This window comes from Paenibacillus sp. J22P90, assembly GCF_059692195.1.
The window spans coordinates 263002-278866 of record NZ_JCAUAY010000008.1 but is presented as its reverse complement, the minus strand read 5'-3'; the positions used below and the strand labels follow the sequence as shown (position 1 = coordinate 278866).

The 15865-nt window shown below is 45.9% G+C and carries 15 protein-coding genes; 11 read left to right on the top strand and 4 right to left on the bottom strand.

Annotated features, from left to right (window positions below):
* Positions 1 to 5: 5 nt before the first annotated feature.
* From AC58UX_RS25055 to AC58UX_RS25015, 9 genes are all read left to right on the top strand, one after another.
* Positions 6 to 1235 (top strand): TerD family protein, encoded by a 1230-nt coding sequence (locus AC58UX_RS25055; protein WP_497257796.1) that lies wholly within the window; start codon positions 6 to 8, stop codon positions 1233 to 1235.
* Positions 1236 to 1293: 58 nt separating this feature from the next.
* The gene (locus AC58UX_RS25050) at positions 1294 to 1839 is read left to right on the top strand and encodes a hypothetical protein (protein ID WP_497257794.1); all 546 of its coding nucleotides are present in this window, start codon (positions 1294 to 1296) and stop codon (positions 1837 to 1839) included.
* Between the two features lie 403 nt (positions 1840 to 2242).
* Entirely contained in the window at positions 2243 to 5179 is a 2937-nt protein-coding gene (locus AC58UX_RS25045) for a rhamnogalacturonan lyase (protein ID WP_497257792.1), read from the top strand.
* A gap of 124 nt (positions 5180 to 5303) precedes the next feature.
* Positions 5304 to 5429, top strand: coding sequence for a hypothetical protein (locus AC58UX_RS25040; protein ID WP_497257790.1), 126 nt, complete (start codon positions 5304 to 5306; stop codon positions 5427 to 5429).
* Positions 5430 to 5609: 180 nt separating this feature from the next.
* Positions 5610 to 6626: an ABC transporter substrate-binding protein gene (locus AC58UX_RS25035; RefSeq protein ID WP_497257788.1), complete on the top strand. Its 1017-nt coding sequence runs from the start codon at positions 5610 to 5612 to the stop codon at positions 6624 to 6626.
* Positions 6627 to 6642: 16 nt separating this feature from the next.
* Positions 6643 to 7632, top strand: a complete 990-nt coding sequence (locus AC58UX_RS25030) for a FecCD family ABC transporter permease (protein WP_497257786.1) — start codon at positions 6643 to 6645, stop codon at positions 7630 to 7632.
* A 1-nt stretch (position 7633) separates the two neighbouring features.
* Positions 7634 to 8413 carry an ABC transporter ATP-binding protein gene (locus AC58UX_RS25025; protein ID WP_497257784.1) on the top strand — a complete coding sequence of 260 codons (780 nt, stop codon included), beginning with the start codon at positions 7634 to 7636 and terminating at the stop codon, positions 8411 to 8413.
* 32 nt (positions 8414 to 8445) lie between these two features.
* Positions 8446 to 8961, top strand: a complete 516-nt coding sequence (locus AC58UX_RS25020; protein WP_497257782.1) for a HugZ family pyridoxamine 5'-phosphate oxidase — start codon at positions 8446 to 8448, stop codon at positions 8959 to 8961.
* A 45-nt stretch (positions 8962 to 9006) separates the two neighbouring features.
* A complete protein-coding gene (locus tag AC58UX_RS25015; RefSeq protein WP_497257780.1) occupies positions 9007 to 9438 on the top strand; it encodes a DinB family protein in 432 nt (143 codons plus the stop codon).
* Positions 9439 to 9881: 443 nt separating this feature from the next.
* Here AC58UX_RS25015 and AC58UX_RS25010 read toward each other — a convergent pair whose 3' ends face one another.
* The 3 genes from AC58UX_RS25010 to AC58UX_RS25000 all read right to left on the bottom strand — a co-directional run bounded on the left by AC58UX_RS25010 (position 9882) and on the right by AC58UX_RS25000 (position 12846).
* Entirely contained in the window at positions 9882 to 11045 is a 1164-nt protein-coding gene (locus AC58UX_RS25010) for a GGDEF domain-containing protein (RefSeq protein WP_497257778.1), read from the bottom strand.
* A gap of 184 nt (positions 11046 to 11229) precedes the next feature.
* A complete protein-coding gene (locus tag AC58UX_RS25005; protein WP_497257776.1) occupies positions 11230 to 11940 on the bottom strand; it encodes a DsbA family oxidoreductase in 711 nt (236 codons plus the stop codon).
* A gap of 33 nt (positions 11941 to 11973) precedes the next feature.
* Positions 11974 to 12846 carry an SDR family oxidoreductase gene (locus tag AC58UX_RS25000; protein ID WP_497257774.1) on the bottom strand — a complete coding sequence of 291 codons (873 nt, stop codon included), beginning with the start codon at positions 12844 to 12846 and terminating at the stop codon, positions 11974 to 11976.
* A gap of 143 nt (positions 12847 to 12989) precedes the next feature.
* Between AC58UX_RS25000 and AC58UX_RS24995 the strand changes: the two genes are divergently transcribed.
* Positions 12990 to 13343, top strand: coding sequence for a winged helix-turn-helix transcriptional regulator (locus AC58UX_RS24995; protein WP_497257772.1), 354 nt, complete (start codon positions 12990 to 12992; stop codon positions 13341 to 13343).
* Between the two features lie 54 nt (positions 13344 to 13397).
* On the opposite strand, the gene AC58UX_RS24990 is transcribed toward AC58UX_RS24995, so the two are convergent.
* Complete coding sequence (locus tag AC58UX_RS24990; RefSeq protein ID WP_497257770.1) at positions 13398 to 13607, bottom strand: hypothetical protein; 210 nt, start codon at positions 13605 to 13607, stop codon at positions 13398 to 13400.
* A gap of 321 nt (positions 13608 to 13928) precedes the next feature.
* Here AC58UX_RS24990 and AC58UX_RS24985 point away from each other — a divergent pair, with 321 nt between their 5' ends.
* Entirely contained in the window at positions 13929 to 15845 is a 1917-nt protein-coding gene (locus tag AC58UX_RS24985; protein WP_497257768.1) for a DUF2334 domain-containing protein, read from the top strand.
* Positions 15846 to 15865: the final 20 nt, after the last annotated feature.

The following is a 15865-nucleotide window of genomic DNA, read 5'->3' as shown; positions in this document are numbered from 1 at the left end:
CGAGTATGAGCGTCGTTGCTGTTGTCAAAGGTCAGAAAGTTGATGTAACGAAAGCGCATTCAGGACTTTCTAGTCTAGTTGCGTATATCGGTTGGCAGGCTCCAAATGAGATTGAGCTGGATTCTTCGGCCTTTTTGCTTGGGCAGAGCGGCAAGGTTAGCGGTGATGACGATCTCATATTTTACGGCAACCCGAAAAATAGCTTTATTACTTATACAGAGAAGCAGCCTAATGAAAGACAACTGCAAATCGAGCTGAAGCAAGTGTTGCCTGCAGTTGACAAGATTGCTTTTACGCTAACGATTTATGAGAGTGAAGCAAGGCGTCAAAATTTTAGCAGGGTCAGCCATGTATATATTCGTTTTATTAATCAAGCAACCGGGCAAGAAATCATTCGTTATGACTTAGGAAACAGCTTCTCCGTAGAATCGGCAATCGTGATCGGAGAATTATATAGATATAACGGTGAATGGAAGTTTGGTGCGATCGGTGCTGGCTACGCGGGAGGACTTCATGCGCTCTGTGCGAGTTATGGGGTTGTGGTGAAAGAGGAGCCGCAGCCCGTACAAGCTCAACCCGTGCCAGTTGCACCACCTGCTCCGAAGCAGGAAAAGGTACAACCGGTCATTAATCTTTCCAAAATTGAATTAACGAAAAAAGGCGATAAGATCAACCTCGAGAAGAAAACAGGCGGTCTAGGGGAAATCTTAATCAACCTGAATTGGAATCAGCAAACAGAGGTAAAAGGTAGGTTTTGGAATAATGGTCCTACGGGGACCGATCTGGATTTAGCTTGCCTATTTGAACTTAAGGATGGCAGGAAGGGTTTGATTCAGGCGCTGGGCGGGACGTTCGGGTCCTTAACACGGGAACCTTATATTGCGCTCGATGGCGATGATCGTACAGGCGCGATTAAAACAGGCGAGAACATTCGGATTAATGGCAGCAAGGTTTCGGAGTTTAAACGGATACTTATTTTCACGTTCATATATGAAGGTGTTTCCAGATGGTCTGAGGCCGATGGCGTAGTCACGCTTAAGCAAAATGGCGGTCCAGACATCATTGTTAGACTGGATGAGCACGACAACTCGCTCCCGATGTGTGCAATTGCTCTGATTCAAAATGTGAAAGATGAAACGTTCAGCATCGAGAGAATTGTTCGGCATTTTCAGGGACATCTCGAGTTGGACAAAGCGTATAACTGGGGTTTACAATGGGTCAAAGCAAGCAAGTAAGTAAAATGAATCGTCGGAGCTCCACGAGGTTATTGTTATCGTTTCAGGAGGTTAGCCTATGTTAGAATTCTCTTTTGAAATATGTTCGGACTCCAATATTAACATTGAGTATGTGTATGGCAGCGAACTGTTCAAGCTAAATCTATTTCTGAAAAATGGGTACTGGACGATCCACCCGTTTGACGGCATTCTCCTCCATAATCGTGAGCTTTGCAGACTCGTCATTATTGATCTATTTAAAAATAAATATTTTCAAATTATGTTGGCTAAAGAAAATATAGCTTTCTCTAGTATAAGAACGTCTATTGATTTAGAACAATCGACTGAGCCAGAGATGTCTAATCCTGCAGAGCGCAGGGGAGGTCATTGGCAAGATCCCGTCCATGAAACCGAAGAATTCATTGGCAATCATTCAATTGAAGAAATTATACAAATCGAGCATGATGTGCTTGAGCAGAGAGTGACTTTTTACGGAGATTTATTGAAAAAAATGTTCATGGATAACTACGGTCCTGGCGACTATGAATTTGATAAAGTGCAAGCGCTGGTACGTGTTTTCATGGAAGCACAAGGAAAGATGATCGAGCTAACGAAAACGAAATAATCTACGGAAGAAATGGACCTTTCTCGCCTAAAATGGGCTGGGGAGGTCTATTTTTTGTGCTAGAATGGCCTTTTTGCATAGCGAAGCAAGAAAAGAGAAGTTTAGTCAAAAATGTCATATCTCTGGAAAATAGCTTTCAACTAGGGCGTTTAAGGAATAAAAAAATGTCCAATAGACGGGTAGTCAGTCAGGTCCTACAGTTAGTACACGGGCCAATTTTACAACTAGAATGAGCTGCAAAGGTCATTGTCATGGATGTTGTTTTAATGGGAGGGGATGGTTGGAGCGGTTCTACTGGATGGCAGAACGTGATTCTTGGGATATGCAAAACCTTGCAAGATAAGGAATTACCGAGAGTATGCAAGATCCTCGTATAGCTCAAACAGAAGGAGTGAAAATAACAATGCGCACTAGCAAACCATGGAGAAAAGTCGTTTCGTTACTTCTTGCAAGCGCTCTCTTAATACCAAACGGGTTGATGGCGTCTGCAGCTGAGGGGAGTAATGGGGCTGAACTCGACAGCGTTTATTATAGTGATTTTGGGGATACCGCTGCGCTTGATCCTGCATTCTGGGGATTTACGACTGCGAATGCTACCGTATCCATTAATACATATGGAGTGGCCGGGAATAACACCCCGATGCTGCAATTCACGCAGACGAACCAGAGCGGGGGACGTGTGGCGACGAAAAATTTTGGCACATCGGTGAAAGGCAGCCAGATTCTCGTTGAGTTCGATTGGTATCCTGGTAAGGTAAATGATAAAGCAGCCAGCAATCCTAGCGAGAACGGCGGCGAGTTCAGGATCCTTGATAGCACGGGCAACACGGTGTTTACGGTAAATAACACGAATAATGCGCCTTTGCAATATTTTGCAGGAAAGCAGCCTGCGGCTAGCACGGGAGTTATGAATCCCCAAGCGTGGTATACGGTAGGGGTTAATCTTGATGTGGAAAATGAGGTCGTCAAATTCAAGCTTACCGATAAAGCAGCAGGAACCAGCCAAGAATTTACGTCATCATTGAATGGGGTAGCTTTTGACGGTTCAGTCGCTTCGGTGAAATTGGTGGGGATGCGGACATCGGGTAATAATATTGCCTGGACGACGTACCTCGATAATTTCGGTGTGTATCATAAACCGATTCCCGATAATCGAATTACGAAAGTGGACAGATTGCGCTATCATACCGTGTATGTAAAGCAAACAACAGCGGCCATCGCATCCATCAGTTTACCACAAACCGTAAGTGTGACGACGGCAACGAATAGTAAGGTAGATGTGCCTGTAAGTTCGTGGGTGAACGTAGGTAAGCCTTGGAATCCGCAGGAACCTGGTGTATACGAGTTCAGGGGAGAGCTTGCAGTGCCTGCAAGTTTGGAGAATGGCTTTGGCCGATATGCGACCCAATATGTCTACAACCGTCTTACTCCGCCAAATAAGGACAGGCAGACAGAGTGGTTGGATAGAGGCGTTATTGCTTTAAAATCGGGCGAGGGCATATTTGTGAGCTGGCGCTTGCTTGCTGACGAATATGAGCGAGATGTGACATTCAATGTGTACCGCAATGGGCTCAAGCTGAATACGACGCCATTGTCAGTTACCAACTATGTGGATACGGCTGGCGTTCCTGGAGACACCTATGAAGTGGAGACACTTGTGAAAGGGAAGACGGATGGGAACGATGAGACGACAGCAGCAGCTAACGATTATCTTTCCATTCCAATGCAAAAGCCCGAAGGAGGAACAACGGCCTCTGGCAGCTACACGTATAATGTCAATGACGCTGGCGTCGGGGATTTGGACGGTGACGGCGAGTACGAGGTTGTTGTAAAATGGTACCCATCCAACGCTATCGATAGTTCACAGAATGCGATGACAGGGCCGACAATTTTTGATGCTTATAAAATGGATGGCACACTTCTGTGGCGGATGAATATGGGGCTTAACCTCACCTCTGGTGCCCATTATCATCAATTTATCATTGCCGATTATGATGGAGATGGCAAAAGCGAATTCCTTATCAAAACCGCAGACGCAACAACGGTCTATGGGGTAACCGATGGGAAATTCGATAGCAGCAAAGTGATTAGCGTCATTGGAAATGCGGCGGATAATGGCAAATGGGTGAATGAGGCCGGTCATATCTTCGGTGGGCCTGAGTACATTTCCGTTTTCAAGGGTGAAACTGGCAAGGAGATCGACACGATTGATTATGCATTCCCTCTGGGGGATGTAGCTTCATGGGGAGATACGTGGCACAATCGTTCGGACCGTTTCCTTGCAGGATTAGCCTACTTGGACGGCAAGAAGCCAAGCGCCATATACGGTAGAGGCTATTATGAACGGACCACGTATGTAGCGTATAGTTTGGTTAAAGGCAAGCTCAAGGAGGAGTGGACCTTTGACTCCGCACAGGAGGGCCGAGGTGCAGGCTTAGGCTTCCACAATCTAGCCACGGCAGATGTGGATAATGACGGTTTTGACGAAATCATCGCAGGCTCATTGACCCTTGATCAAGATGGCACCATTCTGTATGAGATGGATGGAGAAATGCAGCGCGAACAAGGTTCGCACGGCGACGCGCTTCATGTAGGGGCGTTTGACCCTGCTCGGGAAGGTCTTCAAGTCATGGCGGTACATGAGGTTCCGTCCGTTGCATCTGTCGAGCTTCATGATGCGGCAACTGGGGAAACACTTATGTCCTACAATGGTTACGTAGATACTGGACGCGGATTGGCGGCTAATATTACGGCAAGCCCTGGGTTTGAGTTCTGGGGAACTGGAGGGACAACGCCGGCTTCGGGCGGAGGTATTTACAACGTACAAGGTAAGGTTGAAGCCGATAGCTTCAGAACCGCAGGCGTGTCCGTGAACTTTGCCCTTCACTGGGATGGCGATTTACTAAGTGAATTGCTGGACAATACATCAATATCGAAGTTTAATCCAACTACGAAGAAAGCGGAGCCTTTGAAAAGCTTCGCAGACGTTGTCAGCAACAACGGAACAAAGGCGACTCCGACCTTACAGGCTGACATCTTAGGAGACTGGCGTGAAGAAGTACTTTTGCCAACAACCGATAGCTCGGAGTTGAGAATCTTCAGTACGACGATTCCTACGGAGTACCGGATTTATACGCTTATGCATGACCCGGTATACAGAAACGGGATTGCCTGGCAAAACACGGCGTATAATCAGCCGCCGCATTTAAGCTTTTACCTGGGCGAGGACATCAGAGAGACAGTTCTTGCAGGCGGGTTGAAGGTGCCAAATATCGATTACACCGACAAGCACCATGATAAGAAACCGAAGAAGCCTAAGAAAGATAAGGATCATAAATGATTTTAAATGACGTTGAAACCCGCTCTCGGAGCGGGTTTTTCATGTTCTAAAGGAGCTAAAGCTTTGATGAAAAACACGCTTACAGAGGCGGAAAAGACCAATCCCCGGCCGTTTCCGCCCTGAAATGATGAAATTCATTACTACAGAGGGAGATGAGCTTGAACTAGGTGCTGTAGTGATGAAAAACACGCTTACAGAGGCGGAATCGCCTCCAGGACGCCGCTACTTGGCAAACATTTATCACGTATAGAAGGGATGATTTTTTCCGTGGAGAGATGTCGATTTACGATTTACGACTCAATTAAGAATCTTTCTCATTGAAAGAAGAAAGATAATGTGTTACCATTTGACTGATAATGATTATCATTTTTATTGATAATGATTATTATAATCAATTATAAATTATACATACATCAGGGGGTTATTCATTTTGAACAGGTTTGTTGCATTTTTACTTTTAACAGGTTTATTAGTCATGACAGCATGTTCGTCACAAACGAAAGAAGCTTCAACTACGAGCACAAGCACCGCAAGCCCAGCTGCAACAACTTCCGCTAGTCCAGCTGCAACAGCTGCTGCTGATGCAGACAAAGTATATAGTTTGACGAACGATGGCGTTGATCCAGCAGCGCTTACGCAAGCGATAAGCCAATTTCCAGCGAAAGTGCCAACGCGCATTGTGACAACATCCGTACCATTAGCAGAAATGCTTAACCTGCTTGGCATTACGCCTGTAGGTGTACCGACCTCTACGAATCCGCTGCCAGCAGCTTTTGATGGCGTTAAACGTATTGGCTCACCAATGCAACCGGACCTTGAAGTCGTCACTAGCTTGGAATCAGACCTGTTGCTAGGTGCGGAATCTCTTAAAAGCACACTGGACAAAAACTTGTCCGGAATCAAGCTCGACAAAGCCTACTTGCGCACAGATTCATTTGAAGATTTGAAGCTAAGCTTTAAGGCGTTAGGCACTTATTTTAAGAAAACAGATGAAATGAATAAAGTACTGCAAAAAATCCTAGATCAAGAAAATAATTTGATTAAGCAATCCAAAGGCAAGAAAGCACCGAAGGTTATGCTTGTGATTGGAACAGCAGATTCTTTCATGGTGATGAGTGAGAAGTCTTACTTAGGAAGTCTTGCGAAGAAAGTAAATGCGGATAACATTGCGACTTCAGCTTTGAAAGTGACTGCAACGTATTCGGCTATTAATATGGAGCAAGTTGTTGCTATTGATCCGGACATTGTTCTTGTTCTTGCCTCTGGCGATCATGGTGCAACGGTAGATAAGTTCAAGAAAGAAGTAGAAAAGAACACCACTTGGAAGAACCTTTCTGCTTATAAGAATGACAAGATTCAAATTTTGGATTACAGCATCTTTGGTGTAACGTCCATTACGAATGTAGACAAAGCATTGACGACAATATCCAGCTATTTCTACAAATAACCTGAGGAGCTACACCGTGATTAGCAAAACTCGAAGCCAGTCGATTGTTATCTTAACGTTCATACTTGTAGCGATTGTCGCCATCATCGCGATTGGTCTAGGCAGTGTATCGATCTCCATACCTGAAATTATTAAGACGCTTATGGGCTCCCCGTCCAAAGCCATGAATGCTACGATCATCTGGGACATTCGATTGCCTCGAGTTCTGCTGGCATTGATTATTGGCGCTAATATTGCCATCTCAGGTGCTCTCTTGCAGGCTGTCATGGGCAATCCGCTTGCTGACCCTGGCTTAACAGGCGTGACCAGCGGTGCCGCAGCTTGTGTGCTTGTGATTATGCTTGCAGCGCCTACCTACACGCAATTTATTCCTATTGCTGCTTTCGTTGGCGGCGTCATTGCGGCAGGGATTGTGTACTCGCTCGCATGGAGACGAAGCGGTATTACGCCGATCACCATTATTCTTTCCGGCGTTGCGGTGAATGCGTTGTGCGGAGGCGTCATCGGATATTTGACGATCATGTACAGTGATCGACTACCTGCAGCGGTGCAGTGGCTCAACGGCAGTCTCGCTGCAAAAGGCAATAACGCATTAATGATGATTTATCCGTATGCGATTGTTGGTTGGATTTTATCTATATTCGCCATCCGTAAAGCTAATATAATTCGTCTTGGCGACCAAGTCGCGTCGAATTTGGGTGAGAATACGAACCGCATTCGTATTGCATTATCCCTTTTGGCTGTTTTCTTGTCAGCTGTTTCTGTTGCGGCTATTGGGATGATCGGGTTTGTAGGACTCGTTATTCCGCATATGGCTAGACTGATGGTTGGCTCGGACTACAAATTTCAACTGCCCATGAGTATGGGACTTGGAGCGCTTGTCTTGTTGCTTGCCGATACAGGCGGACGCACCTTGTTTGCTCCGCTGGATATCCCTGCAGGCATTCTCATGGCTGTGATTGGTGCACCTTATTTTCTATACTTGATGAGAAGGAGAGCGTTCTAATATGTTGACAGTCGATGGGATTTCGATTCGTTATGAACAGAAGAGCGTCATTGATAACTTTTCCTTCTCTGTTAAGCAAGGTGAGGTATTGTCGATTATCGGACCGAATGGTTCGGGCAAATCCACACTGCTCAAGGCCGTTTCTCGGCTGATTCCTTATCACTCGGGAACGGTCATGCTCGATGGCGTGAACTTGAAGACCTTGAGTTCCAAACAGGCTGCACGCAAAATGTGTATCCTTAGCCAGAAAAATCAGGCGCCAAGCGATATGATCGTGGTTGATCTTGTCTCGTACGGCAGGTACCCGCACAAAAAATGGTTCGAGAAGTTAGATAGTGAGGACATGGGAATCGTCGAGTGGGCGCTCGAGAAAACGAAGCTGCTGCCCTATAAAGACCGAACGGTATCTTCTTTGTCCGGCGGTGAATCGCAGCGTGCTTGGATTGCGATGGCGCTGGCACAGCGTCCGCAAATTTTGCTATTAGACGAACCGACCACGTATCTGGACATTTCCCACCAACATGAAGTGCTTGAACTGGTTCGAGAGCTCAATCAGTCGATGGGAATGACCGTTGTTATGGTTTTACATGATCTTAATCAAGCTTCCTGTTATAGTGATAGTATCGTTGTTGTGCAAAACGGTGAAAAAGCGATGAGCGGCACACCGCGTCAAGTGATGACGACAGACATGATCAGGCAAGTGTACCGCATGGATGCGGAAGTCAATTACGCGCCTACGGAGCAGAAGCCACGTATTCATCTATTAAGTACTGTGAAGTAGCCATAGCCAACCTTACATTTGGAGGAATCATCATGCAGAGAAAACCCGTCGATGTTGAGAAGAATAAGGAAAATTACTTACAGTTTATTGCTAAGCGCAAGAACTTGATCTTGAGCTTAATTGACGAAGAAGGCAAACCATTTATCAGCTATGCACCTTACGTGAAAAAGGATGGCAAGCTATACATTTATATTAGTCAGATCGCTGATCATTATCGCTATATGGAAAACAATGAGTTTGTCGATGTATTGTTAATTGCCGATGAATCCGAAACGAATAACAAATTTGCCACAGAGCGCGTGCGTTGGAGCTGTACTTCTACGAACATCGGTAACGATGGTCACGGCGATATTTTTGAGTTATTTAACGCCGATCATGGTGCTAAAATGGTAGATTTGCTGCGCGGACTAGATTTCTCTTTGTTTGAGATGACGCCACTACAAGGTCGTTATGTCGTTGGCTTTGGTATGGCATTTGATCTGGATGTTGAAGCGAATAAATTCACCCATGTTGTTGTGGATAAGAAGAAAGACGCAGTCAATAAATAACGAACTGCCCACAGACTATACGACTAGCAAAGGAGATCAGTTCGTATGACTTTTTCGACAGTACTGCCGATCTGGGAAGCGATTCAAACGCGGTTTCACAAGACGGTAAAGGCGTTGCCTGAGCAGGATTTGAGCCTGCAGGTTGGGACTTCCACGATTGGCGCTTTGCTGTATCATAACGCGGAAGTTGAGTTTATGTTTGCGGAATGGTTCTTCGGGAAAAGCATACCTGAGAATCGTAAATCGGACGCAGATAAGCCGTCTTTCACGAATTTGCAAGAATTGGTTGATCTGCTGACAGAATCGAATGCACACCTTATTGAAGCGATGAGGGAGCTGCCAGAGGATGCGTGGCAACAGAGTGTGGAGTCCCGCATTGGGGCGTCTACGCCGCTTGAAGCCATCGGAAGATTGATGTATCACACGGGTATTCATGCTGGCCAAATCTCCCTCACGCAGAAAAACGCGAGTAAATAAGCCGGTACATAGAAGCGCAAATAGACCTCACTTGAGCTCAATGAGCCAAGGAGGTCTATTTGCTATCCCGCTTTTGTTACCAGCAAAAGCTCAACACGACCGTAATATCTTTCTCCGACAGATCGATATGTCCGTGTTCATTCCGGTTCAGGGTGTATCCATTGTCCTCGATCCCTTTACATATACGAAATAGTCGATGTTCGTCCATTTGGATTAACTTTGCAAATCGTGCGAGATACATGGGTTTATCATGGAGAGAAATCATCTTACCTACCTACTCTCTGTCAGGGTTAATTTGTGCTTAGCAATAAATTAACAAGAATCGGTTGAAAAGTATCAGGAAAATTGTCGTCCCATTTAGGAAAAATTAAAGTGTTTGATAGTTTGTCACAAACAACAAAGGCCGCCGCTTAATAGCGACAGCCTTGTTGTAACACCAAATTCTACTTAGGAGCAACGTGTCTGTCCAGAGCCCCCCGAAACACACTGTTTCGACCGTTTCTTTTGGCGCGATAGAGCGCTTTGTCACACGTCGAGTACAGCTCTTCGAGATGAGTTTCTTCATCAGGAATGATCGTAAGAACGCCTAAACTGATCGTATAGGGGAGCGTTAATCCGGGTACGAGTGATCGCTCCGCTGCTTGTCGAATGCGTTCAGAGCAGCGTGAGGATTCCGCTTCATCCATGTCAGGAAGGATAATGGCAAATTCGTCCCCGCCATACCTAGCGAATAGATCATCATCGCCCAACTGTGCCTTCAGCCTTGTCGTGAGATCAACGAGCACCCGATCTCCGACGTCGTGACCGAATGAATCATTAATAGCTTTGAAATTATCAATGTCAAAAAGCATCAGTGTAATCGGTTTCTTTTTCTTCGCGTAGGCGGCAATGAATTGATTAGTACGTGTTATGAACGTCCTGCGGTTCAGTGTACCTGTCAAATCGTCATAATTGGCGAGTCGAAGCAGCGCCTGATCGGTTTGTTCTTTCATCAATAGAATGAATCCCGTATTTCCTGCAATCATGACGAAGTATTGGGCCAGCAGCATCATGGTCTGATTGCCGTCGACTTGAAAGTAGCTTATTAATGAATTCAAGAATAGGGCACTGACAGTCCTGAAAAGCATAACGGCAAAAATGAGCATATAAAAATAGCCAATGACACGGGTCAACGTAGAGGAGGTTCGTTGTTGAATGAGTCTGAAAGCTGGATGTAGAATTCCCACAGCCACACCGATGGAAACAATGGCAATTCTGTATTTCTCTTCGTTGAAAAAAAGAAGAATGACATGATATCCGGCAATATTGAGTAGGGTTAAACCGATATACAAACTAATCTTCCGCCTGGTTAGGGCATTCTGAATTTGTAATAAGGAAAGGATTTCAAAGGTATACCCGATAAAAAGTAAGGAGTTCACAAGGGATATGGTAAGTGTATCCGAGTTGCCGCCACGTAAAATCAATATAAGCCACGCTGCAGCTTGCGCACATTTTGCAATGAAGAAATATCGGATTGTACTTTCATTTTTATGTTGACGCCAATAGGCAATAATAAACACAGCGGTAAATAGATGCCCGATGACAAGTGTCAGCAGTATGGTTTTCATATCTAAGAGTAGACCCATTTTGAACCTCTGTGGACGGTTTGGAATTTTGGTTATTTTGAAGAAACTTGGCGAATACAACTATTTTACCATAAAATTGAAACAGTATGTTTCAATGTTTTACACATAAAGAAAGAAGCACCCTCGCGGGTGCTTCTTTTGCTGTAGGCGCTAACGCCGCCGATGCTTAGGGTTTGTTTGGCACATCACACGTGCCGTCCAAGCAAGCCTCATCGCTGGCAGATGCAGCAGCCTGTGGCGGTTGCTCGGCATCCCATAGCTGCTGCATGGCGTTCAAATAAACGCCACTTGGCTGGGCCCCGGACAAGGCATGCTTGCCACCTATGACATAATACGGAACGCCGCGGATACCGAGGCGGCTGCCTTTCTCTTCTTCGGCGCGAACCTCTTGAGCGAACTGATCGCTAGCAAGCACGGACAAAGCTTCTTCGCGATCTAGCCCTACGGCTTCTGCGATGTCTGCTAGAATGCTGTGGTCGCTAACATTCTTGGCCTCACTGAAATATGCGCGGAACAGAAGCTCGGATATCGCTGCGCCTTTATTCTGTTTCTCGGCAAATAGTCGTAGTCGATGAGCATCGAACGTGTTCGTCAGCACGAGGCCGTCGAAGTCAAAGTTGATCCCTTCACTAACAGCCTGCTGGCGCATTTTCTCATTCATGGCGATCGCTTCCTGACGGCTCATGCCGTATCTGGAAGAGAGCATGTCGTAGACGTCGTGCGGGACGCTTTTGGGCGCATGACGGTCTAGCTCGAAGCTGCGATAGATCACTTCAACGTGATCGCGGTGTGCAAAGTCCGCTAGCGCTTGCTCAAAGCGGCGTTTGCCAATGTAACAGAACGGACAAGCGAAGTCCGACCATATTTCGACTTGCATAAGGTTCACCTCTTCGTTGGGAGTAAAAGACGATTATTTATTGAATAATAGCGCAATACTTTCATGAATGGAAGTCGGTTTCTTGCCAATGAGTTTCTCCAAGTCATTGGACGTGCGTCCTTCGGTTCCGGCAGCCATTTTGCTGTCGATGGCCACTAAGAACTGAACAAGTCCTTCGTGAAGCCCAGCTTGAAGCATGCCCTCATAGGAGACAGAGTCGGAGACGGATTGGTAAGCTACTTTTTTACCGGATATTTGAGATAGGCTGTCTGCCAGTTCTTCATAACCCCAAGATTGGGACGAAGCAAGCTCGTAAACTTGGTTCTCATGTCCATCTTCAGCAAGAACCGTTGCAGTAGCCAAAGCTAAATCATCGCGTGTCGCTGTATTAATTTTTCCTGTTCCTGCCGAGTTTATGATAAGGCCTTTATCAATAGTAGCTTGCAAGCCTGAGTGAATGTATAGCTCCTGATACCACGTATTCCGCAGGATCGTTGTTGGAATTTCTGACGTCTTCAACGCAAATTCGGTCGCTAGATGCACATTAGCTAGAGGGGCAAAAGCATCTACATCCGCAAAAGCAAAGCTTGTGTACACGATATGCCCGACACGGGCTTTTTTGGCGGCTTCAATCGCACTAACATGTTTGCGAACACGGCTGATCGGCTCATCTTGAGGGGAAGAAATCAGCAGGAGCTTGGAGGCGCCTGCAAAAGCTTGTTCCATCGAAGCGGGATCATCGAAATTCCCGTATCGCACTTCAATACCTAACGCGGCCAATTCAGCGGCCTTCTCGATGTTTCGAACACTAACGGCAATCTCGCTTGCAGGAACTTTGGTCAGTAAATGCTGAACCACCAATTTGCCGAGCTCACCAGTTGCTGCTGTAACTACAATTTTAGACATGATCAATGTCCTCCTATTTATAAAAAGATGTTGGATAATTGCTTATAGTCATATATTATGATAGTAGCTAAAAATATGTAAGTAGTCATTATTTTATAACATAGTCACAAAAATAGAACCATGTAGAAAGAGAGGGATTGCTCATGTCCCGAACAACATTTCAGGGAGAAATTCCAGAAGAACAAATCGAAGTCTGCCCTGTCACGGCAACTCAAAATGTCATAGCAGGCAAATGGAAAATCATCATTCTTTGGCATTTAAGGGAAACAAGAAGATTTGGCGAGCTTCAACGACTAGTACCTGGCGTATCGAAAGGCATATTAACCGCTCAACTACGAGAGTTAGAGAAGGACCAGATGGTCCATCGCAAAGTGTATCAAGAAGTCCCGCCTAAAGTGGAATACTCGCTAACGGATGCAGGCAGGAGCTTTATACCGATCCTTGAAAGTATGGGAGATTGGGGGAAGAAGTACGGGTTGATTAAGGGGAATGGTTAGGAGGAAAAAACAAAAGCACCCTTGCGGGTGCTTTTTCAATATAAGTAAGTTGTTTTAAGGATTCGCGATAATCTTTCCATTTTGCCATTCAAATTCATACTCGAATTGTTCCGTGGAGTCATAGAAGGCTGGTGAGTAAGGACGCACGATGTGATTGTCTGTACCTTTCTCCGAAACCTTCTCTGGGTGATTTTCTTTTGCAGCAACACCTAGAACCGATAGGGACAATATACAGAAAAATACGAAACCGATTTTTGCTGTCATGGTCGGATGCCTCCGTCACAATAAGATATCTTCATGATACGCTGCGTATGTCAATGCAGTATTATCTGGAAGTAAAGAGATTATATACTTGTATTCTTACCCAACTCCTACAAAATGAAACAAGCAAGGGGAACTAGTCTTAAAAATCGACCAGGCCAATATATGGAAGCGATTTCATTCAAGCTGTGCCTAGTGATTTTCCTTTTTAACCTAAGTTCAAACTCTTATAGTAAGAAGTCATAGATTCATATATAATTTAGGAGAAAATGTCGAAAGAAAACATATAATCTGCGTTTTACATAAATGGGGGAGCAGTCTAGCGTGAAACGTAAATTGTGGCAGCAAATCGGAATAGGCATCGTTGGTGGCGTTATCGCAACTATTGCGTTGACCGCATATATCCCTACGAATACAGAGTCGAATCTATCTCCAAATCGGGAGAAACGTCATGCAATGATCCGTCTGGAAGATGTCGGGCTTGGCGGTGATTACAATACGCTAGAGGGTCTTGGGAAATTACGAGCCGTTATGGAGTACGTGGAGTCTGAGCATGTGCCTTTTCATGTCGCTGTGATTCCAAGAAGGATGAGTCTGCAGGCGGACGGTGTTTGGAAGGAAAAAGGAATTGACGATCCGAATCCGGACGAAATTGTAAGCGCATTTATTACGCTTCTCCAGCAGGCTGAGCAGCATGGCGGTGTATTGGGTATGCATGGATATCGTCATCAGTATGGAGAGACGTATCGTACGGATGGTGAGCATAATTCAGGAACAGGTTCTGAATTTAATATTAAAGGCGCTCCAGAAACGCAGGAAATCTCCTATGCGGCGGAGCGGATCAAAGAGAGCTTAGCGGCTTTTGCTAGGGCTGATTTGCATCCTGCCTTTTGGGAGTCTCCGCACTACAAAGATACGCGTGAGCAACAGGGCGTGTTCCGCTCTTTCGTCGGTCTTATGTATCAACCAGATCTCTATGCCAAAAATGCCAGCAACGATATCAATAACTATGATACGGTCAATACATTCGGCCAAGACAGTTTAGGTTCTGTCTATATTCCTGCGCCATATCGCTACATCAGCGATGCGAATTCAGTGGATCAGATGTTGCAAAAGGCTAAATCGGATGATCAGCTAGCTTCCTTTTATTTTCATCCTTTCTTGGAGTTTGCGCACCTCGAGCCTGTCGTTGATAAGGATGGCAAACCAGAAGAGAGAGACGGTATTCCTGTCTATCAATATAAAGATGAGGACACGGATTCCTATCTCCATAAGTTGATTACGGGCTTCAAGAAATTAGACTATCGCTGGATGTCCTTGCACGATGTCGTCCCATTCACCCCTGCGCACCGTATTACGCTGCCTCCGGGAACGAAGCTGCCTAATGTGATGTTAGGCGACGTCACAGGTCGAGGTCATGCGGATGTGGTTCTGCGACAAATGCATCGCGTTGTTGTGATTCCGGGGGATTATGCTGCGCCGAGGAATAGACAGCAGGAAGCTTCGCAGGTTTGGTTACGAGAAGCGTTTACTGCGGAAGAGAGCCTTCTGCTCGTCGATGCGAACGGCGATGGTAAGCAAGATCTACTCGCCTATAACGCAGAAACGGGAAATGTACGCGTAGCATTAGCGGATAAGAAGCAGTTTTTGCCGGTGAAGTCCATCGGCTCGTTACCTGTAGGCCTGAGTTCCGTGCGAACGTTGCGTACTACCGCAGGCACCGGCTTAATGGCTAGAGGAGAGAAAGGTCTGGTGCTAGCCCACTTACGCAATCAGCAGTTGGACTATACAGAATTGGATTTATCGCTCCCGCTGGATACCGAGTTTTTTACAGCCAAATTCAAGGATCCAGCAGCGGATGATATCCTTTGTGTCTCCCGCAAGGAGAAGCAAGTAGCCGTTTTGAATCACCAAGGGGACGGTATGTTTGGGAAGCTGGAAGCGACAAAGGGTGTTTCCTTTGGAGATAACGACCAGCTGCTAGTAGGCGATACCAATGGTGATGGGCGAAGCGATCTAATTGCCTATACCGCGGAGACTGGCATTTGGCGGGTATTCCAGAACGAAGGCGAGAATCGCTTCCAGCCGCTGGATAATGAATTTGGTCCTTGGGCGCAAGGCCTAGGCAGGCGCGGTGTTGTCGCTGACTTCGATGGCAATCAGAAAGATGACATTGGCTCTTATGATGAAGCGGCGCATGTGCTGGATCTGGCGCTGTCTTATCGCGGGGGGCGGCCGTGAAGAGAAGAAGTGAAATGGAA

What these genes read in the sequence shown, in the direction of transcription:
- AC58UX_RS25055 (WP_497257796.1), top strand. Translation starts at nt 6, where the DNA reads ATGAGCGTCGTTGCTGTTGTCAAAGGTCAGAAAGTTGATGTAACGAAA.
- AC58UX_RS25050 (WP_497257794.1), top strand. Translation starts at nt 1,294, where the DNA reads ATGTTAGAATTCTCTTTTGAAATATGTTCGGACTCCAATATTAACATT.
- AC58UX_RS25045 (WP_497257792.1), top strand. Translation starts at nt 2,243, where the DNA reads ATGCGCACTAGCAAACCATGGAGAAAAGTCGTTTCGTTACTTCTTGCA.
- AC58UX_RS25040 (WP_497257790.1), top strand. Translation starts at nt 5,304, where the DNA reads ATGATGAAATTCATTACTACAGAGGGAGATGAGCTTGAACTAGGTGCT.
- AC58UX_RS25025 (WP_497257784.1), top strand. Translation starts at nt 7,634, where the DNA reads ATGTTGACAGTCGATGGGATTTCGATTCGTTATGAACAGAAGAGCGTC.
- AC58UX_RS25020 (WP_497257782.1), top strand. Translation starts at nt 8,446, where the DNA reads ATGCAGAGAAAACCCGTCGATGTTGAGAAGAATAAGGAAAATTACTTA.
- AC58UX_RS25015 (WP_497257780.1), top strand. Translation starts at nt 9,007, where the DNA reads ATGACTTTTTCGACAGTACTGCCGATCTGGGAAGCGATTCAAACGCGG.
- AC58UX_RS25010 (WP_497257778.1), bottom strand. Translation starts at nt 11,045, where the DNA reads ATGAAAACCATACTGCTGACACTTGTCATCGGGCATCTATTTACCGCT.
- AC58UX_RS25005 (WP_497257776.1), bottom strand. Translation starts at nt 11,940, where the DNA reads ATGCAAGTCGAAATATGGTCGGACTTCGCTTGTCCGTTCTGTTACATT.
- AC58UX_RS25000 (WP_497257774.1), bottom strand. Translation starts at nt 12,846, where the DNA reads ATGTCTAAAATTGTAGTTACAGCAGCAACTGGTGAGCTCGGCAAATTG.
- AC58UX_RS24995 (WP_497257772.1), top strand. Translation starts at nt 12,990, where the DNA reads ATGTCCCGAACAACATTTCAGGGAGAAATTCCAGAAGAACAAATCGAA.
- AC58UX_RS24990 (WP_497257770.1), bottom strand. Translation starts at nt 13,607, where the DNA reads ATGACAGCAAAAATCGGTTTCGTATTTTTCTGTATATTGTCCCTATCG.